An 18,709-nucleotide genomic window follows, 5' to 3' on the forward strand; every position below is an offset into this window, starting at 1 on the left:
CTAAAGCCAGAAAAAAGCCCATCACAGATGGGCTTTTTTGATTTTAAGCATTAGCAACCGGTCAGTTTTTCAGACTGCGGTTTTTCATCCGAGAAGAAAATCGGACGAAGTTTTACCCCGATCCCGTTACCAATAAAAGCGAAGACCAGCCATAACCAGCCATGCAGACTACCAGAGGCAATCCCACTGAAATATGCGCCGATATTACAACCATAAGCTAAGCGTGCGCCGTAGCCCAGCATTATGCCACCTACAACAGCAGCAATCAGTGAACGTTTTGGAATATTGAAATTCGGCGCAAATTTACCTGCCAAACTTGCTGCCAACAAAGCACCCAGCATGATACCGAAGTTCATCATTGAGGTAATATCAAACCATAATGATTCTGCCAGTGCTTTGGCATTGCCTGCTTTTTGCCAATAATCCCAAGAAGCTACATCAACACCCACAAGCGTAGCACCTTTGGCACCCCAAACTGCCAGCGCAGAGGTTACGCCCCAAGGACGACCTGCGAGTGCCAGCGTAGCAAAGTTGAGCAAGGTCAGAATAATACCGCCCCAAATCAAAGGCCATGGACCACGAACAAAGCGCTTCCAGCCCTGATATTCACTGCGTGGCTCAATTTCCAGGCTGCCATGACGTTTCTTTTCGAAATAAACTGTTGCTGCAGCAATGATGGCAAAAACGATAAAGCTCAACAGTAATCCAGGGAGAACGCCTAAACTTTCTACCAGTGAAATCGGTTCAAGATGTGGCAGGGCAAACCACCAGTCAAGGTGCGAGGTCGCAATCACAGACCCGATACAGAAGAACAAGAGCGTCACCAGCATACGTGCGCTACCGCCACCTACAGTATACAACGTACCTGATGCACAGCCGCCACCAAGTTGCATGCCGATACCGAAAATAAAGGCACCAATCATGACTGACATGGAAACAGGATTAACGTTACCTTTAACTGGGTTGCCGAATAATTCACCTGCACCTAAAGCCGGGAAAAACAGCAGGACCGCCAGAGCGAGCATAATCATTTGTGCACGTAAACCACGGCCGCGACGTTCCTTGATAAAGACACGCCAGCTCGAAGTAAAACCAAATGAAGCATGGTACAGGGTCATGCCCAGTGCACCACCAATCAAGAATAATAGAGCCTGATTTAAGCCTACGATTTGATAGGCACCGATTGTACCTATGATAAGCAAGATAAAAGCTGCCCAGACCGAAATATTCGACCGTTGGGAAGCAGCAACAATGACTGACATGGGAGATTAAATTATTAAAAATAAAGGCTGGTATTCTACTGAATTTCAGTTTAAATGCAGCCCGTTTTGCCGAGTGAATCACAATTAAGTCATTCTAATACTTGATAAGTTTTATCAGTTTATCTGATTTTGTCGACTCATTTAGATAAAAAATGATCCCATCAAGAATTAATGCAATTTCAATTTAGATCATTCGCTATTTAAAATCATCTCTAATAAAAAAGCCTGCAATCGCAGGCTTTTAAACATCAAGCTGAATCCTAAAATCAGTTTTCAGCTTTTTCCCGAACTTCTCCGGCACCTTCCTCAACTGCCGCAGCTGTTGCTGCAGTTGCTTTACGTGCTGCTTCCGCAGTGGCATCTGCTGCTCTAGACGTTGCAGCAGCTGCTTCGTCCGCTGCCTGAGCAGTATTTTCCGCGGCATTATCCATTGCTCGTTCGGTTTCTACCGCAGCCTCACGGCTGGCATCTTCCATATCATGACCGGCTTGATTGGCTGCATTTTCTAAATGCTCACCTGTGGTTGCGCCGGTTTCAGGCGCTTCTTCTTTACTACAGCCGACTAAGGCAACAGTGGTCGCCAAACCTAAAGCAATCAGTAATTTATTCATCGAGTAATATCCTTTTGTTGTTGTAGAGCTGCAATCTAATTTAGCAGCCATTTGTTTAGATTTATGCTAGCAAATAGATCAACATTTGTTGATTAACTGTAACTTTTTTCGATACTTATACTGTAATGGCACAGTCGGAAGTTGTTTTAAGTTTCATGGAATAGTGATATTCACAGAGAGGGGAGCTTCAAAACTATCATTCGACATGCAGATTATAGTATGAAGTTTGGTATTTAGATATTTGGCATCATGAGCCAGAGATAATTCTAAAAATGAAGAAATGAAAGACAGAAAAAAGCCCGCATGATGCAGGCTTTTTTTAAGAAAAACTTATAGACCAGCAGAGGCTTTAAGCGCTTCCACTTTGTCAGTTTTTTCCCAGGTAAATGCAGTATCTGAACCTTCACGACCGAAGTGACCATAAGCAGCAGTTTGCTTATACATTGGCTGGATCAGGTCAAGCATACGGGTAATGCCATATGGACGTAAGTCGAAATGTTCACGAACCAGTGCAATAATCAATTCTTCAGAGACTTTTGCAGTATTGAATGTATTGATTGAAATTGAAGTTGGCTCAGCAACACCAATCGCATAAGACACCTGAATCTCACACTTGTCAGCCAAGCCAGCAGCAACGATGTTTTTCGCCACATAACGACCTGCATACGCAGCAGAGCGGTCAACTTTAGATGGATCTTTACCAGAGAAAGCACCACCGCCGTGACGTGCCATACCGCCGTAGGTATCTACGATAATTTTACGGCCAGTCAAACCACAGTCACCCACAGGACCACCGATCACAAACATACCCGTTGGGTTGATGTGGAATTTGGTGTCCGCATGGAACATGTCAGCAGGAATGATTTTCTTCACAATCTCTTCAATCACAGCTTCTTTCAGGTTCGCTTGAGTGATTTCAGAATCATGTTGAGTCGAAAGAACGACTGCATCTAAACGAACTGGTACGCCATTTTCATAAGCAAACGTTACCTGGCTTTTTGCATCTGGGCGTAACCATGGCAAGGTGCCATTACGGCGTAATTCAGCCTGCTTTTCCATCAAGCGATGCGCATATGAAATCGGCGCAGGCATTAATACATCAGTCTCGCGGCTGGCGTAACCGAACATTAAACCTTGGTCGCCGGCACCCTGATCTTCAGGTTTCTGGCGGTCGACACCTTGAGCAATTTCAGGTGACTGTTTACCAATCATGTTGATCACGGCACAGGTTGAACCATCAAAACCAAGATCAGAATGGTGATAACCAATTCCGTTTACGGTATGACGTACAATTGCCTCAAAATCAACATTTGCTGTCGTTGTGATTTCACCGGCAAGTACAACCGCACCTGTTTTTACAAGCGTTTCACAAGCAACCCGTGCATATGGGTCTTCTTTTAAGATTGCATCCAAAATAGCGTCACTGATTTGGTCAGCCATTTTATCTGGATGGCCTTCGCTTACAGATTCCGAAGTAAATACAGCGTACTCGCGCATAGTCCTATCACAGTTAATTTTAAAGACCCGATATGTTACATCGAGTTGCGCTCTAGGACTAGCTTAACACGACAAAATTGGTCGAAATTGTTTCAAATTATTGTGTTTTTAATTGATTAATAGAATTAAAAAAATTGATATGTCTATTTAGACAGCATTATTGATTGGGGAATATGAAGCAACAATATTTTAATCCGTCAGACTGTCAGAAAATTAAATGCTTAGATTTCCGATTAAATCTTAAAAAAATAGACGATAGACAAAATACAAAGCTCAAAATTCAAAATTTACTTAAGCAAGTGATCATTACATCAATAAAGCAGATTCAGGCTGTGCGCCTTGCGACCAAATGTCTTGTTGATGTTCGGGTATATCTTCATATTAGCGCTAAGTCTTCCACATTAGCTGGTTAGGAATGGCGACATCTTTTGCTATGGACTTCTTGGAGCAAGACTGTAAGGAGATCAGAAATCATGTATCAAAAGGCATTTACCCTGATTGAAGTGCTGATCGTGCTCATCATTATCGCGATTTTAGTGACGATGGCTTTTATGAGTTATCAAGCTTATGTCGTGCGTAATCAATTGGCCGAAGTGTTTGAACAGGCTGGAGCATATCGAACCCAGTTTATTGCTTCGGATCAGCACTGTGATGCCGGACGCCAGATTGGTGGGCATGGTCAATATATCGAAAAAGTCATTATTAATGCCGCTTGCCGGATAGAGTTCAAGATACGAGAGCAGGGTGTAGATACTGCGATTCGCGGGAAATCAGTCGCTTTTGATGTTCATAGTGGCAAATGTTATTCCACTGATATTCAGCAGCGCTATTTGCCTAAAGATTGTCAAGGACAATAAGTCTGCCGAGGTTGGAAATTAGCCTAGGCAAATTAGATTTCACCTGTATATCAAACAATCCTGCCAATATTTTATAAAATTTAATACAAATTACATTATGAATACATCAGAGAATTGTATGAATTTTCTTCAAAAATAATGGTGTGAGACATATGAAATAGAAACAAAATCAGCATAAATTCAATCCTGTTTATCAGCTTGAAATCCAGATACAGAAATTAAAGTCGCTTTTGAAATGCAGGATAATTCAATCTGTAAACCAGTAGAGCGAATCAAAGCCGAAGAAGAAATGTGGAATAATTGTACGATAAGGCAAGAGACACTCAATAAACTGATAAATATTGTTGGTTAGTCTTTACCCCTCGCTGTTTTTTTAAGACAATAGACAGCAGTTTTGAAAGTCTTTTCATCATTTCCTATTTCTGAATATTTTGGACTCTGATTTATGACAACCCCGCTTAATGAACGTCGTATTGCAAACGCAATTCGTGTATTGGCAATGGATGCTGTGCAAAAAGCAAACTCAGGACATCCAGGTGCTCCAATGGGGATGGCAGATATCGCTGATGTGGTTTGGCGTGAATTCATGAACCACAACCCGACCAACCCGAATTGGGCAAACCGTGACCGTTTTGTATTATCAAATGGCCATGGCTCTATGCTTCAATATGCGCTTCTTCATTTAACGGGCTACGATCTTTCGATTGAAGATCTTAAAGCATTCCGTCAACTTCATTCTAAAACACCTGGTCACCCGGAGTTGGGCTATGCACCAGGGATTGAAACGACGACTGGTCCTTTAGGTCAAGGCATCGCGAATGCTGTCGGTTTTGCACTGGCTGAAAAAACTCTAGCTGCGCAATTCAACAAAGACGACATCCAAGTTGTAGATCACTTCACTTATTGCTTCCTCGGCGATGGCTGTTTGATGGAAGGTGTTTCTCACGAAGCATGTTCTTTGGCGGGTACATTGGGTCTGGGCAAATTGATTGCTTACTATGACGACAATGGCATCTCGATTGACGGCGAAGTGGAAGGCTGGTTCTCTGACGATACAGAACAACGCTTTCTGGCATACGGCTGGCAAGTGATTAAAGTTGATGGCCACGATGCAGATGCAATCCGTCAGGCAACGATTGAGGCGAAAGCTGAAACTGCTAAACCAACCATCATTATCTGTAAAACCGTGATTGGTTTGGGTTCACCAAACAAGCAAGGTAAAGAAGACAGTCATGGTGCACCACTCGGTCATGACGAAATCGTGTTGACTCGTGAAGCGCTAGGTTGGACTGACGAAGCATTTGTGATTCCTGAAGATGTTTATGCAGCTTGGGATGCGAAAGCCAAAGGTGCTGAATCAGAAGCAGCTTGGAACGAAACATTTGCTGCTTATGCTGCAAAATATCCAACTGAAGCCGCTGAATTTAAACGTCGTTTATCTGGTGAATTACCGGCTGACTTCGTTGCAAAAGCGGATGCCTATATTGCAGAAGTGAATGCCAAAGCTGAAACAATTGCAACGCGTAAAGCCAGCCAAAATGTATTGCAAGCACTTGTTCCATTATTGCCAGAAGTTCTAGGTGGTTCTGCGGATCTTGCAGGTTCTAACCTGACCCTTTGGAAAGGCGCGCAAGGCGTACAGGACAATCCGGCAGGTAACTACGTACACTATGGCGTACGTGAATTCGGTATGACTGCAATCGCGAATGGTGTTGCACTGCATGGCGGGTTCATCCCTTATGTAGCAACATTCCTGATGTTTATGGAATATGCACGTAATGCGGTACGTATGTCTGCATTAATGAAACAGCGCGTGATCCATGTGTATACGCATGACTCAATTGGTCTGGGTGAAGATGGCCCAACGCATCAACCTGTTGAGCAGATCGCATCCCTTCGTGGTACACCAAACCTAAATACATGGCGTCCATGTGACACCGTTGAAGCAGCAATTTCTTGGAAATCTGCATTAACGCGTGCTGAAGGTCCAACCGCATTGATCTTCTCTCGTCAGAACTTGCCATTCCAAACCCGTACTCAAGCTCAAATTGAGAACGCTGCGAAAGGTGGCTATGTATTGGCTGAAGAAAAAGGCGAATTGAAAGCCATCATCATTGCAACTGGTTCTGAAGTATCTCTGGCAATGGAAGCTTATGCACAGCTTGAAGGCGTGCGTGTCGTGTCTATGCCATGTGCTGAAGAATTCATGAAGCAAGATGCAGCTTATCGTGAAGCGGTTCTTCCATCAAATATTCGTGCACGTGTTGCTGTTGAGGCTGCACATGTTGATTACTGGTGGAAATTTGTGGGCCTTGATGGTCGCGTAATCGGTATGACAACGTATGGCGAATCTGCACCTGCAAAAGATCTGTTCCAGTTCTTCGGGATTACCACTGAAGCAGTTGTAGCAGCTATAAAAGAGATTACTGCATAATCAACTGATTAAGCAGTTTTTTAAAAGACGCTCCATTTTTGGGGCGTCTTTTATTTTTTCGCTTTTTAGCGTTGTTTTCATGTGGCAATCGTTAGAAAGTTCTCCCATAGTCGAAATGAAAGAGTGAGATGAACATGAGCTTGTATGAACAAATTAACGATGAAATTATTTTAATGGATGCAGGCGAACTCAAGTGGATCGGACAGGAGTTAGCTCTTGAAGCGATGGTTGCAGTTGATTTAATGCTGCAAGAATTAGCCGAAGAAAAGGTCATTAAAGTGCGTCGTAAAAATCATGAAAAGACGACTGGCCTAAAACAGGTTGATCGTATTCTGGTTGAAAAACTTTAAACATAAAGCATGAAAAGTCCCTGATTGGGCCTTTTTTTATGCCGGATGATTTTCATCTGACAGGTTGCTTATGAGCACCAGATGAGATAAAGCTAAGTTTAGGCCGCTATAAAAATTCAGCGACTACTATCGAAATGACTTAAATTAAAGAAATAAGCCAAAGAAGCGGTTAAACATGAATATACAGCCCCAGATCCAGATCAAATCTTTAGAGCAAATATCACAGGCAGAATGGCTATTTTTATGGCAAGACTATCAACGCTTTTATCAGACGCAAATTTCTGAAGAGGTAAGTGAAAATACCTGGGATAAATTAACCAATTATGAATTAGATTCAATGTACGGTTTTGCGGCGCTGATGGATGGAAAGGTCGTGGGGATTGTGCATGTTATCGAACATAATAGTAGCTGGACAGTAAGACCTTATGCCTATTTGCAGGATCTATTTACCCATCCTGACTATCGGGGAAAGGGTGTGGCGCGTAAGTTGATTCAACATGTCTATCAGGTTGCACAGCAGCGTAATTGCGACCGGGTTTACTGGCTGACTCAGGAATCAAATCATCAGGCACAAGCATTGTATAACAAAGTCGCCAAGAAAACTGGATTCATCCAGTACCGTATGGATTAAAGCTCAAAAATTAAAAAAAATAACTTACAATTTTATCGTTTCATCACTGCAACAAAACGTTTTATCTTTAGGGCTGTAAACGGTTCCAGATTCTATACACTTAATAACATCCAAAACGTGAGATAAAAACATGAATTTCAAAACATTAGCATTAGGCTTGGCGGTCGCATCTGTAGCAACAGTTTCTATGGCAAAACCAGTGGCCTATACGATTGACCCGACTCATTCAGCAACGGTGTTCTCTTGGAGCCACTTTGGTTTCTCTACACCATCTGCAAACTTCAGTGACATCCAAGGTACGATTAATGTTGATAATGTAAAACCTGCGAATTCTTCGGTCAATGTGAATATCCCGGTTGCAAGCATTAATACGAATGTGAAAGCGCTGGATGACCATATTAAGACAGCAGAATTTTTTGATGCTGCCAAATATCCGAATATCACTTTTAAAAGTACTAAAGTTCAGGCTTTAGGCAAAAACAAATACAAAATCACCGGTAACTTAACCGTAAAAGATGTCACTAAACCTGTGGTACTGGACGCAGTTTTAAATAAACAAGGCATGCACCCAATGACAAAATTACAAACGATTGGTTTCAATGCAACCACTTCATTTAACCGTTCAGCCTTTGGGGTAGGCGGTTATGTTCCAAATGTGGGCGATAAAATTACAGTGAACATTACTACCGAGGCTTCTGTACCTGCTCCGAAAAAGTAAAAATGACAAATAAAAAAGCACCCAGTTGGGTGCTTTTTTATTACGGTTATTTAAGTTGCAGGTTTTCTAAATAATGCATCAATACCGAACTGGCTGCCTGTTCAAGCGCGGGCGCATAGCTTTGATGATCCGCCCGCAAGGCAGGGATATTGATCTGGGCTTTGCGTAACTCACAGGTATGTCCAATCAGCCATTTCTCTAAACTTTCACTGGCCACTTCAGCATGGAATTGTAGTGCTAGAATATTCTGTCCTACCCGAAAGGCCTGATTTGGATAAAGATCAGAGCTGGCCAGCAATTCAGCCTGTTCAGGTAGGTCAAAGGTATCACCATGCCAATGCAGGACGTCAATATCATCCAGAGCTTTTAGTGGATTATTTTCAATAGAAGCAAGACTGAGTTTAGACCAGTCAATTTCCTTTACATCTCCTGGATAGACTTCAGCATCCAATGCAGCAGCAATTAATTGCGCACCTAAACAGATGCCTAATGTCGGTAAATTCTTTTGCAGGCGAACTTTAAGTAAGTCTATTTCCTGTTGTAAAAAAGGATAATCCTCAGTTTCATAGACTGCAATCGGGCCACCGAGAATGACTGTTAATCCGGGATGTTCAAAAGCCTTAGTGAGATCATCGATACCGGCTTCGAAATAACGCACACGTAAGCCGAGCTGATAAAAAATATCTTCCCAAGCGCCTAAGTCTTCAAAAGCGAGATGTTGAATGGCATAAACGGTATCGGGGAGGTGGGCTAAGTTCAGCATAGTTTTTTGATATCAAGAGAATGATTTAATTTAACGTGAATCAAAAGCAAAATAAAAGGCTTTATCTACCGATCCTGTGCAAAATAGAAAATAATGAGCATCGCTGCGCTATCAGAAAGTTTCTAAAAATTTCCGTGTGATCGCTACATTAAGCAGTTCATTTTTTCTTTTGTGTAGGAAAGAGAGTAGAGTAAGACTGCCGTACTGAATAAAAACAACAAGACCATCAGGATCAAGGATATGCAAAATATACGTTTATATGTCGATAAAAACAGAATCAGCCCCTATGCCATGTCGGTTTATGTTGCCTTAAAAGAAAAGGGTTTAGATTTTCAGGAAATCGTGATTGATTTAGATCAGCAGCAACAGAAATCCGCGGCTTATCAAGCCATTTGTCCAAGTGCTAAAGTTCCGTGTTTAATAGTAGATAACTTTAGCCTGTTTGAATCATGGGCGATCACTGAATACTTGGAAGATGCCTTTCCGGCTCCAAGTTATCCGGCCTTATATCCTAAGGAAATTCAGGCCAGAGCCAAATGTCGCGCCATACAAGCTTTGGTCAAAACCGATTTTATGCAAATCCGCCAGCAGATGCCTTCCGATTGGGTATTTCACCCAGCAAAAATATCTACACCTCTTACAGCTCCGATCACTGAAGAAATTCAGCGCTTGGTGAATGTGGCAGAATATATGCTGGAGGACATATGGTTGACTGAACACTGGTCCATTGCAGACTTTGATCTGGCCTTTATGTTGCATCGTTTGCTGAGCCATCAGGTGAAACTTCCTGTGAAAATAATAGAATATGTCGAGCGTAATTTTAAGTGTGCTTCGGTACAAGCCTGGCTTGCAGAACATGAAAAAGCTAAAACTTTAATCTAATGCCGACTGATAAAACAGTTCATAAAAAAACCTACTTAAATAGATAAAATTCAAGCGTAATATGAATCAGAATAAAACTTGAAAGATACAGAGGATATAATCCTCATTGAATAAGAAGGAAGGAGTGGCCGGTGGGGAATTCACATCATCATGAACATAGTCATGTCACTGTGACTGCAAAAAATGCCAAAAAATTATCAATAGCGTTGGCATTAACCACGACTTTTTTAATTGTGGAAGTGATTGCCGGTTTTCTGACTCAAAGTTTGGCCCTACTTTCTGATGCTGCGCATATGTTTACCGATGCTGCTGCACTGGCTATCGCATTAGTGGCCATTAAAATTGGACAAAAACCGGCAGACAATAAACGGACTTTTGGTTATCAGCGTTTTGAAATTCTGGCTGCCCTGTTTAACGCCTTGATGCTGTTTGTAGTTGCGATTTATATCTTGTTTGAAGCTTATCAGCGTTTGAGTCATCCGCCGGAAATCCAGAGTTTGGGGATGATGATCGTAGCCACCTTGGGGCTGACCATTAATCTGATTTCCATGAAAATTCTGGTATCCAGTAGTCAGGAAAGTCTCAATGTTAAAGGTGCTTATCTGGAAGTTCTCAGTGATGCGCTGGGATCAGTCGGAGTAATTATTGGGGCACTAGTGATTTATTTGACTGGCTGGATGTGGATGGATGCGCTGATTGCGGTATTGATCGGATTTTGGGTATTGCCAAGAACCTGGATTTTGCTGAAACAGAGCATCAATATTCTGCTTGAGGGTGTGCCGGATGAAATTGATATTGAAAAATTACGCCACGATCTTTTGGCGCTCGAAGGGGTTCAGGACATTCATCAGCTCAAGGTTTGGGCAATTACTTCCAAAAAAGTCATGCTGACTGTGCATCTGGTTGCGCCGAATGTGGATTATCAGAAACTGCGGCATCAGACCTTTGAGATGCTTCACCATGAGCATCATATTACCGAGATGACTTTGCAGATTGAAGCGGAAGACTGCCCACCAGAACATCGGGGACAATCCTCACATCTGCATTCACATGTCGAAACCCATCAGCATTGAAGTGGAATAATATAAGAATCGGGAAAATTGATTATTTTTTTAAAAGTGAGCGAATCACATCCAAATAACTTGGCGGAGCATCGACATACTCACGCTCCCTTAACATCTGGTGCATTCTCGCCAGCTTTTGATGCGGAACAGAGGCCATCAAATGATGTTCAATATGATAGTTCACATGAATCGGGGCAACCAGAGCACGTGCCAACCAACCTGCACGAGTGGTTCGGGTATTACTAAGGGCAGAATGACTGGTTTCTAATCCGGCATGCTCAGCCATGGCTCGGATGCGGATAAACAGGGGAAATGGAGTGATATAGGCAAGAGGCCATAATAAATACAGTTTAGGATGTCCGCTGGCCCACAGTGCAGAAAAAATTGCTGCATTTGAGATCAGCATACCTGAACTATTTTTCAGCAGATTTTTTGCGAGTTCTAGATTGCTACGATCACCACGCAGAATTGGCTTGGGGTCGTTGGAAACACTCCATTCCAGTAATTCAAGATCCATCAATACCCGACCTGCAAGAAACTTAAGCCCAGATTGTCCATTCAGGTCACGGAAAAATTTCCTGAATAGTGAGCTTTGAGTAATGGGAAATTTTTTTACCAACCCCAAGTCAGGATCATCTGGCTGTGAGGTTTTAGCATGATGTTTCAGATGATAAGGACGATACTTGCTAACATCATTCCAGATCGGGCGTGCACAGAGCCAGTCGGTCAAATGAGTGTTTAACCATTTAGTTTTGAACAGGCTATGATGTGAGGCATCATGCATCAAAATAGCCATCGCAAGCTGGCGTCCCGCAAGAATGGCCAATGCCAGCGCGCACATCAGGACTTTCCCCCATGTAGGTAAATATTCCCAGCTATAGGCAACCGTACCAAAGGTCATGACAATTACGGTCCAGGTTGAACCTACTGCCCAGGCACCGTGTAAGTCTGAGGTCGTGGTGAGTTCTTTAATTTCATCACGACTAAAAAGTTCTGTGACACTGACCTTGCTGTTCATTCTTCTGCCTATATTTAGTTCTTATTGCTTTATTCAATATATTTGGATGAAATATTACAGTCAATTTATTTTTGTGTATAAAAAAGAAATAAATTAGACCCCTTGGTCTTTAAAATAGTGTTGCCATAAAAGTTGACCCTGTTTTTCTATTTTGCGGACTGCGAGCTCAAATTGTTGTCGGGCATCGGTGTCTATCCATTCTGCAGGAAGCAAAGGATCAGCACGTAAACTAAACAGGGCAGATTTACCTAGATAAAAGGCACTTTTTGCAGCCTCTGCTAAAGTCAGATTTTGGTAATTTTCAAACCAGTCGTTAATATCATGCTGTACTGCATGATAGGTCTGATGTAGCTCTTCGATATCCCATAAATCACGAATTTCGGTTTCACTTTCCAGTTGACTGACTTGGAAAAAACGTGCGTCAGGATCTAATCCAAACTGGATTACAGCTGTTTTTAATGGACTTAGGTTTAGCGTTAAATTATCGGGACGAATAAAAACATTTTGCTCTAGTTCCTGAAAACCATAATAACGCAGCGCTTTTTCTCTTTTATATAAGGCGGTACGGTCTACACGTCCCAAAGTGCCGGTATAGACCAATACATATTTTCCGTTCCATGTGGTCGCCGTTTGCATATCAGGGTGTTTGTTTAAGCTGATAAAAGAAGTATCGAATTTTTTCTCTAGCAATTGATACACGCCGCGTTCCACAGCTTGAATGAAATTTTCCTGATTTAATCGAGCCACAGCGACACGGATACCATTGTCAGATATACCCAATAATTCAGCAGCAGCTAATATCCGCTTAATAGTCAAGGTTGAGTTCTTAGAAGCGTAGAGTAAGTCTAAAACAAGATGACGAGCATTCAATTTATAAGTCATGAAACGATATCGTTATGAAAGGGATTGAAAGTTTTAAAGTTTATCCACAATAGCACTTTGTCATGAATAACCCAAAAAAATTGTCAGGGTAAAAGAGGATGAATAAGTGATTTGAGATATACATTTTATTAATAAATTTTTTTCAAACACAATAAAAAAACCCTTATCTTTCGATAAGGGTTTTTCGTATTCTGGAGCGGGAAAGGAGACTCGAACTCCCGACCCCAACCTTGGCAAGGTTATGCTCTACCAACTGAGCTATTCCCGCAATGAGGTGAATTATAGAGAATTCCACAGCAGTGTCAACTCCCTATAAATCTGTTTGATTAATTAATCAGCACGACGCCAAACTGTACCTTGACGAGTATCCTCAAGTACCACGCCTTGATCAAGTAAAGATTGACGAATCTCATCCGCACGTGCGAACTCTTTGGCTTTCTTGGCATCCTGACGCTGTTGAATCAAATCTTCAATTTGTTCAGGTGACAATCCTAGAGCTTCTTGACCAATGTCAGATTTGAGGAACTCATCTACATTTTGCTGTACCAGACCGAGAATATTGGTCAGGTGACGTAAAGTTGCGTAGTAGATCGCTGCCTGTTCCGCATTTTCTTCTTTCACGGTACGATTCAGCTCTTTATTGATTTCGAACAATACCGCAATCGCTTCAGGCGTATTGAAATCATCACGCATAGCGGCATTGAAACGCTCAACCAAAGCCTCATCCAGAGTTTCAATCAGATGATCACCATAAACCGCCTGATAGGTTTTAAAAGAATGGTAGAAACGAGACAAGGTATTTTTTGCTTCTTTTAAGGCAACATCCGAGTAATTCACCGGGCTACGATAATGGGAAGAGACAATAAAGTAACGCACCACTTCCGGATGGAATTTTTCAATCACGTCGCGAATGGTGAAGAAATTGCCTAAAGACTTCGACATTTTCTCGCCATCGACATTGATGAATCCGGCATGCATCCAGTAATTAACATACTGTTCGCCAGTAGATGCTTCAGATTGTGCAATTTCATTTTCATGGTGCGGGAAAGTCAGATCAGCACCACCGCCATGAATATCGAAATGATTGCCTAGGCAGCAGGTCGACATTGCTGAACATTCGATGTGCCAGCCTGGACGGCCATTGCCCCAAGGTGATGCCCATGACGGTTCATTTTCCTTGGCATGTTTCCAGAGGACAAAGTCAAACGGGTGTTTCTTTTCGACTTCAACATCGACACGTTCAGACGCGCCGGCTTGCATATCTTCTAATTTACGGCCAGAAAGACGACCATATTTGGCAAACTTCTCGACCTCAAAGTAGACATCACCATTATTGGATGGATAAGCCGTACCTTTGTCGACCAGGTTGCTGATCATATCTTGCATCTGATCGATGTAATCTGTGGCTTTAGGTGCTACATCAGGTGCAAGGCAGCCCAGTTTGGCAAAATCCTCATTCATCGCATCAATAAAGCGGCTGGTTAGCTCTGAGATACTTTCGCCATTTTCATTGGCACGTTTAATAATTTTATCGTCAATATCCGTAATATTACGCACATATTTGACCTTCCAGCCTTGGCTACGCAGGAAACGGATAATATAGTCAAATGCAACCACTGTACGTGCATGTCCAATATGACAGTAGTCATACACCGTCATACCACAGACATACAGATCAATTTGACCTTCAACACGAGGTACGAATTCTACTTTTTTGCGTTGCTCTGAGTTATATAGAACAAATGGTTGCATAGCTGTTCAAAAGACTTCAAATAAAAGGATGAATCATCTTAACCTAAGCATAATTATTCATAAAGATAAAAGCGTAAAAAGCCTCAGTTATTTAGGGGAGTTAGGCAACGAGAGTGATTTATAAAGAAGGGGTTCAGGAAGTGAAATAGCGAATATTGAGCTTACATTTTCAGAGGCAGTGTTTGCCAGTCTGATGGAATTATATTTGAATGAGTCTGGTCTGATTTGACCCAAACTTATTTCGGATAGCGTAAGCGTGTTACCCTAAAAAATAAAAACAAGTGCCTTTTACAGCGTCAAAAATGGAGCGAATGTAGAGGCGGAGATACCAGATTGTGCAAGTTGAATACAATCTGAATATATTAAAAATCCGTCGAATCTTCTACATTTAGAAAGCTTACAATTGCATAGCTATGCTAAAATTGCGAAAATTATGCCCATCAAACCAGAGTTTTTCTCTGTCCTTAGCGTAGGTAAACAGGCTTTGAATCCACAAAAAACAGCGAATCAACTAGATTTCCAGAAAGTCGCACTTGAAACACTGCGCATCGAAGAAAATGCACTACAGATTTTAGCAACACAGATTGATAACCGGTTTAGCCGGGCATGTGAAATTATTTTACAGTGTACTGGCCGTCTGGTGATTACCGGAATGGGCAAGTCAGGTCATATTGGCCGTAAAATGGCGGCGACCTTTGCTTCGACCGGAACTCCCTCATTCTTTATGCATCCAGGTGAAGCCGGTCATGGCGACTTGGGTATGTTAGTGGCTGGTGATGTGCTGATTGCGATTTCAAACTCGGGCAAGAGTGATGAAATCATGATGTTGATGCCACTCATCAAACATCTGGAAATTCCGCTGATTACCATCAGTGGTGATGATCGTGGTCCAATGCCACAAAATGCTGATGTAGCTTTGACGTTGGGTAATATCCAAGAAGCCTGTCCACTGGGTTTAGCGCCGACATCGTCAACGACGGCAACATTGGCTTTGGGTGATGCTTTGGCGGTGGCTTTACTGGACGCTCGCGGCTTTACCTCAGATGATTTTGCACGCTCACATCCTGCAGGTGCGCTGGGTAAGCGTCTGTTATTGCACGTGAAGCATCTGATGCGTACTGGCGCAGATTTACCTAAAGTCTCGCCAGATACCGCCATGAATAAAGTATTGTACGAAATTTCCAACAAGCGCTTGGGCTTAACCACAGTCGTCGATGAAAATGATGTGTTGCTGGGGATTTTTACCGATGGTGACTTGCGTCGCTTGATTGATAAGCAGCAAGGTTTTGATGTCAATCTGGCTATTCAGGACGTGATGACCAAAAATCCGTTGACCATTTCTCAGGAAGCACGTGCAGTGGTCGCACTGGAACGTATGAATGAACATAAAATTAATCAATTTGTAGTTGTTGATGATGCCAATAAAGTCATTGGCGTGATTAGTATGCATGACCTGATTCAGGCTGGGGTAAATTAATAAATGGCATCTTATGTATTATTAGAGCAGGCACGTCATATTGCAGCACTGGTGCTTGATGTAGATGGTATTTTAAGTGATGGCTTTGTAACGCTGACCAATACTGGCGATGAGATCAAATCCTTTGATATTCGTGATGGTCTGGGCATGAAACTGGTTCAACAAGCAGGAATCAAGGTGATTATTATCACCGGACGTAAAAGCAATATCGTAGAAAAGCGTATGTCGGATCTGGGTGTTGATCTGGTCTATCAGGGCCGTGAAGACAAAGGTACAGCACTTCGTGAAGCCTGTGCGCAGCTCAATATTGATCCTGAAGATTGCCTGTACATGGGCGATGATTGGCCTGATCTGTCTGCTTTTGCCATTGCGGGCATGAAAGTGACCGTGCCTAATGGTCATGTCGAAGTTCGCCGCCGTGCCGATCTGGTGACTCAGGCGCAGGGTGGACGTGGTGCGGTGCGTGAAATCTGCGATATGCTGTTAATGTCCAAAGGCATGTACCAAGAGTTACTTGAAAAATATACTCGTGCGCCTTATTAATAAGTCATATCTTTTGGATTAAGTACACCGCTTATGGATACTAAAGTTTTATATATTACGGCCGTGATTATTGCCGCAATAAGTGGTGGTTATTACTATTACAGCGGCAAGGGCAACAAGCTGCAGGCAGACTCTGCGCGCAGCATGACCTATTCCGCTCAAAATATTAACTTAACCCAGACGGATGAAGCAGGCCAGGTGTCGGTTCGTGCCCAAGTGGACCGACTTGAGCAGAATCTGCAGCTAGAAACCTCAAAGCTGGAAAATCTGCAAGCATCGACTTATGACAATGGTAAAGTCGATGCGACTTTCTTTGCCAAAATGGCGCATGGTTATGATGACAATACAAAAGTTGTACTCTCTCAAGAAGTGCTCGCCACCAAAATCATGCAAAATGGGAAAATGCAGTTTCGTACTGAAGAACTGACTGCTTTTCCGAAAACACGTGAAATTGAAACAGACAAGACAGTGATTGTGGAATCTCCACAGGCTGAATTTGTCAGCCAGGGTCTTAAAGCCAATCTTAATGATGGTCAATACGAATTCTTTAATATTCGAGGAAAGTATGAACCAAACTCCTAAAGCCAAAATGATGCACACTTTCCTGAAGCGTATGACGCTGGCGACTGTGGTTGGACTCGGTTCAATCGCTGCTTTTGCACTGCCATCTGACCGTAACCAGCCAATCACTTTGCTGGCTGACCGGGCGACTTTCAATGAGCGGACGGGTGTGACGACGTATTCGGGCAACGTTATCATTGAACAGGGCACCATGAAGCTGCAAGCCAATTCGATTGTGGCCAATCTGAACAATAAGCGTCAGATCAGCCTGATTACAGCGACAGGCAGCCCGGCACAGTTCCAGCAAAAAGTGGATCCGGCCAAAGGTCTTGCCAAAGGTCAGGCGCAGAAAATTGTCTACAATGCTGAAACCGGGATTATTACCTTGTCAGGTAATGCCTTCCTGCAACAGGACGGTGCCAGTATTCGTGGTGCGACTTTAAAATACAGCATGAACAAAGGCGATATCGAAGCTACCGGAACACCAAACAAAACCGGTTCATCGTCTGGCCGTGTACAAATCGTGATTCCACCCTCTAGTTCAACATCCTTCCCGGGAGCGCGTGATTAATGGAGCAATCGCAGCAGGTTCAAACCTTAACCATTAAGCATCTGGCGAAAAACTATAATAAACGCTGGGTAGTGAAAGATGTGTCGTTCAGCATGGAAAGTGGCCAGATTGTTGGGTTGCTGGGACCAAATGGCGCCGGTAAAACCACCAGTTTCTATATGGTGGTCGGTCTGGTGCGGATGGATAAGGGGGAAATCTATCTCGATGATCTAGATCTTTCCGACCTCGCAATGCATGAACGGGCACGTAAGGGAATTGGTTATTTGCCGCAGGAAGCTTCGATTTTCCGAAAACTGACAATTTCCGAAAATATTATGGCGATTCTGGAAACCCGTAAAGATATGACCAAGGCACAACGTCAGCAACGTCTGGCGGAGCTATTGGCAGACTTTAAAATCACCCATATCAAAGATTCTTTGGGCATGAGCGTATCTGGTGGGGAACGACGTCGTGCCGAGATTGCGCGTGCACTTGCGGCTGACCCAAAATTTATGCTACTCGATGAGCCTTTTGCCGGTGTCGATCCGATTTCGGTTGGAGATATTAAGGATATTATTACGAACTTGAAAGATCGCGGAATTGGGGTGCTGATTACCGATCATAACGTGCGTGAAACGCTGGCGATTTGTGAGCATGCTTATATTGTCAGTGAAGGCGCATTGCTTGCTGAAGGCACACCAGAAGAAATTCTGGCGAATGAGACCGTGAGAAAAGTTTATCTGGGTGATGATTTCACTGTTTAAATAATCCTGCTTTATATAAAAACCCTGCATCAGACGCCAGTTGTCGGATGCAGGGTTTTTTTTTTGATCAAATCAAAGTGAAAAAGATTTCTT

The 18,709-nt window shown here is 42.8% G+C and carries 19 protein-coding genes and 1 tRNA gene; 12 read left to right on the forward strand and 8 right to left on the reverse strand.

What is annotated here, in order from left to right:
* Positions 1-50: 50 nt before the first annotated feature.
* The 3 genes from ACP7AK_RS01400 to metK form a co-directional block, all read right to left on the reverse strand.
* Positions 51-1,262, reverse strand: a complete 1,212-nt coding sequence (locus ACP7AK_RS01400; RefSeq protein ID WP_425878183.1) for a YeeE/YedE family protein — start codon at positions 1,260-1,262, stop codon at positions 51-53.
* 266 nt (positions 1,263-1,528) lie between these two features.
* Positions 1,529-1,873: a hypothetical protein gene (locus ACP7AK_RS01405; RefSeq protein WP_005104359.1), complete on the reverse strand. Its 345-nt coding sequence runs from the start codon at positions 1,871-1,873 to the stop codon at positions 1,529-1,531.
* 330 nt (positions 1,874-2,203) lie between these two features.
* Positions 2,204-3,370 (reverse strand): methionine adenosyltransferase, encoded by a 1,167-nt coding sequence (metK, locus tag ACP7AK_RS01410; protein ID WP_004279972.1) that lies wholly within the window; start codon positions 3,368-3,370, stop codon positions 2,204-2,206.
* 473 nt (positions 3,371-3,843) lie between these two features.
* Here metK and ACP7AK_RS01415 point away from each other — a divergent pair, with 473 nt between their 5' ends.
* The 5 genes from ACP7AK_RS01415 (at position 3,844) to ACP7AK_RS01435 (ending at position 8,360) form a co-directional block, all read left to right on the forward strand.
* Positions 3,844-4,227, forward strand: a complete 384-nt coding sequence (locus ACP7AK_RS01415) for a prepilin-type N-terminal cleavage/methylation domain-containing protein (protein ID WP_004279971.1) — start codon at positions 3,844-3,846, stop codon at positions 4,225-4,227.
* Positions 4,228-4,672: 445 nt separating this feature from the next.
* A complete protein-coding gene (tkt, locus tag ACP7AK_RS01420) occupies positions 4,673-6,661 on the forward strand; it encodes a transketolase (RefSeq protein ID WP_004279970.1) in 1,989 nt (662 codons plus the stop codon).
* Positions 6,662-6,795: 134 nt separating this feature from the next.
* A complete protein-coding gene (locus ACP7AK_RS01425) occupies positions 6,796-7,011 on the forward strand; it encodes a hypothetical protein (RefSeq protein WP_005246695.1) in 216 nt (71 codons plus the stop codon).
* Between the two features lie 175 nt (positions 7,012-7,186).
* Positions 7,187-7,642 carry a GNAT family N-acetyltransferase gene (locus ACP7AK_RS01430; protein WP_253144725.1) on the forward strand — a complete coding sequence of 152 codons (456 nt, stop codon included), beginning with the start codon at positions 7,187-7,189 and terminating at the stop codon, positions 7,640-7,642.
* A 130-nt stretch (positions 7,643-7,772) separates the two neighbouring features.
* Entirely contained in the window at positions 7,773-8,360 is a 588-nt protein-coding gene (locus tag ACP7AK_RS01435) for a YceI family protein (RefSeq protein ID WP_425878187.1), read from the forward strand.
* 46 nt (positions 8,361-8,406) lie between these two features.
* On the opposite strand, the gene ACP7AK_RS01440 is transcribed toward ACP7AK_RS01435, so the two are convergent.
* Entirely contained in the window at positions 8,407-9,123 is a 717-nt protein-coding gene (locus ACP7AK_RS01440; RefSeq protein ID WP_219309591.1) for a glutamine amidotransferase, read from the reverse strand.
* 240 nt (positions 9,124-9,363) lie between these two features.
* Here ACP7AK_RS01440 and yfcF point away from each other — a divergent pair, with 240 nt between their 5' ends.
* Both yfcF and ACP7AK_RS01450 read left to right on the forward strand, forming a co-directional pair.
* Positions 9,364-10,005, forward strand: coding sequence for a glutathione transferase (gene yfcF, locus ACP7AK_RS01445; protein WP_425878189.1), 642 nt, complete (start codon positions 9,364-9,366; stop codon positions 10,003-10,005).
* 131 nt (positions 10,006-10,136) lie between these two features.
* The gene (locus ACP7AK_RS01450) at positions 10,137-11,078 is read left to right on the forward strand and encodes a cation diffusion facilitator family transporter (protein WP_425878191.1); all 942 of its coding nucleotides are present in this window, start codon (positions 10,137-10,139) and stop codon (positions 11,076-11,078) included.
* Positions 11,079-11,109: 31 nt separating this feature from the next.
* Here the strand turns inward: ACP7AK_RS01450 and ACP7AK_RS01455 are convergent, their stop codons facing one another.
* From ACP7AK_RS01455 to cysS, 4 genes are all read right to left on the reverse strand, one after another.
* Positions 11,110-12,087, reverse strand: coding sequence for a fatty acid desaturase family protein (locus ACP7AK_RS01455; protein ID WP_348939681.1), 978 nt, complete (start codon positions 12,085-12,087; stop codon positions 11,110-11,112).
* A gap of 93 nt (positions 12,088-12,180) precedes the next feature.
* Entirely contained in the window at positions 12,181-12,969 is a 789-nt protein-coding gene (locus ACP7AK_RS01460; protein ID WP_224215710.1) for a PaaX family transcriptional regulator C-terminal domain-containing protein, read from the reverse strand.
* Positions 12,970-13,161: 192 nt separating this feature from the next.
* Positions 13,162-13,237 (reverse strand) — tRNA-Gly (locus ACP7AK_RS01465).
* Positions 13,238-13,299: 62 nt separating this feature from the next.
* Positions 13,300-14,721, reverse strand: a complete 1,422-nt coding sequence (gene cysS, locus ACP7AK_RS01470) for a cysteine--tRNA ligase (protein WP_180087252.1) — start codon at positions 14,719-14,721, stop codon at positions 13,300-13,302.
* Between the two features lie 433 nt (positions 14,722-15,154).
* Between cysS and ACP7AK_RS01475 the strand changes: the two genes are divergently transcribed.
* Genes ACP7AK_RS01475 through lptB form a run of 5 tightly spaced genes read left to right on the forward strand, consistent with a single transcriptional unit; the run spans position 15,155 to position 18,616 of the window.
* Complete coding sequence (locus ACP7AK_RS01475) at positions 15,155-16,198, forward strand: KpsF/GutQ family sugar-phosphate isomerase (protein WP_425878194.1); 1,044 nt, start codon at positions 15,155-15,157, stop codon at positions 16,196-16,198.
* A gap of 3 nt (positions 16,199-16,201) precedes the next feature.
* Positions 16,202-16,741: a KdsC family phosphatase gene (locus ACP7AK_RS01480; protein WP_004279958.1), complete on the forward strand. Its 540-nt coding sequence runs from the start codon at positions 16,202-16,204 to the stop codon at positions 16,739-16,741.
* A gap of 33 nt (positions 16,742-16,774) precedes the next feature.
* Positions 16,775-17,323, forward strand: coding sequence for an LPS export ABC transporter periplasmic protein LptC (lptC, locus tag ACP7AK_RS01485; protein WP_213687166.1), 549 nt, complete (start codon positions 16,775-16,777; stop codon positions 17,321-17,323).
* Complete coding sequence (gene lptA, locus ACP7AK_RS01490; RefSeq protein ID WP_004646679.1) at positions 17,307-17,873, forward strand: lipopolysaccharide transport periplasmic protein LptA; 567 nt, start codon at positions 17,307-17,309, stop codon at positions 17,871-17,873. The genes lptC and lptA overlap by 17 nt, the downstream gene beginning before the upstream one ends.
* Positions 17,873-18,616, forward strand: a complete 744-nt coding sequence (lptB, locus tag ACP7AK_RS01495) for an LPS export ABC transporter ATP-binding protein (RefSeq protein WP_005107230.1) — start codon at positions 17,873-17,875, stop codon at positions 18,614-18,616. Before lptA ends, lptB begins: the two co-directional genes overlap by 1 nt.
* Positions 18,617-18,709: the final 93 nt, after the last annotated feature.

This window comes from Acinetobacter sp. TWP2-2-3 (assembly GCF_049896445.1).
Lineage (GTDB): Bacteria > Pseudomonadota > Gammaproteobacteria > Pseudomonadales > Moraxellaceae > Acinetobacter.

Bases quoted from the DNA above. Each gene is read 5' to 3' on its own strand.
- yfcF (WP_425878189.1), top strand. From the start codon at position 9,364: ATGCAAAATATACGTTTATATGTCGATAAAAACAGAATCAGCCCCTAT.
- lptC (WP_213687166.1), top strand. From the start codon at position 16,775: ATGGATACTAAAGTTTTATATATTACGGCCGTGATTATTGCCGCAATA.
- lptA (WP_004646679.1), top strand. From the start codon at position 17,307: ATGAACCAAACTCCTAAAGCCAAAATGATGCACACTTTCCTGAAGCGT.
- ACP7AK_RS01460 (WP_224215710.1), bottom strand. From the start codon at position 12,969: ATGACTTATAAATTGAATGCTCGTCATCTTGTTTTAGACTTACTCTAC.
- metK (WP_004279972.1), bottom strand. From the start codon at position 3,370: ATGCGCGAGTACGCTGTATTTACTTCGGAATCTGTAAGCGAAGGCCAT.
- tkt (WP_004279970.1), top strand. From the start codon at position 4,673: ATGACAACCCCGCTTAATGAACGTCGTATTGCAAACGCAATTCGTGTA.
- ACP7AK_RS01430 (WP_253144725.1), top strand. From the start codon at position 7,187: ATGAATATACAGCCCCAGATCCAGATCAAATCTTTAGAGCAAATATCA.
- ACP7AK_RS01480 (WP_004279958.1), top strand. From the start codon at position 16,202: ATGGCATCTTATGTATTATTAGAGCAGGCACGTCATATTGCAGCACTG.
- ACP7AK_RS01425 (WP_005246695.1), top strand. From the start codon at position 6,796: ATGAGCTTGTATGAACAAATTAACGATGAAATTATTTTAATGGATGCA.
- ACP7AK_RS01400 (WP_425878183.1), bottom strand. From the start codon at position 1,262: ATGTCAGTCATTGTTGCTGCTTCCCAACGGTCGAATATTTCGGTCTGG.
- lptB (WP_005107230.1), top strand. From the start codon at position 17,873: ATGGAGCAATCGCAGCAGGTTCAAACCTTAACCATTAAGCATCTGGCG.
- ACP7AK_RS01475 (WP_425878194.1), top strand. From the start codon at position 15,155: ATGCCCATCAAACCAGAGTTTTTCTCTGTCCTTAGCGTAGGTAAACAG.
- ACP7AK_RS01455 (WP_348939681.1), bottom strand. From the start codon at position 12,087: ATGAACAGCAAGGTCAGTGTCACAGAACTTTTTAGTCGTGATGAAATT.
- ACP7AK_RS01435 (WP_425878187.1), top strand. From the start codon at position 7,773: ATGAATTTCAAAACATTAGCATTAGGCTTGGCGGTCGCATCTGTAGCA.
- ACP7AK_RS01415 (WP_004279971.1), top strand. From the start codon at position 3,844: ATGTATCAAAAGGCATTTACCCTGATTGAAGTGCTGATCGTGCTCATC.
- ACP7AK_RS01440 (WP_219309591.1), bottom strand. From the start codon at position 9,123: ATGCTGAACTTAGCCCACCTCCCCGATACCGTTTATGCCATTCAACAT.
- ACP7AK_RS01405 (WP_005104359.1), bottom strand. From the start codon at position 1,873: ATGAATAAATTACTGATTGCTTTAGGTTTGGCGACCACTGTTGCCTTA.
- cysS (WP_180087252.1), bottom strand. From the start codon at position 14,721: ATGCAACCATTTGTTCTATATAACTCAGAGCAACGCAAAAAAGTAGAA.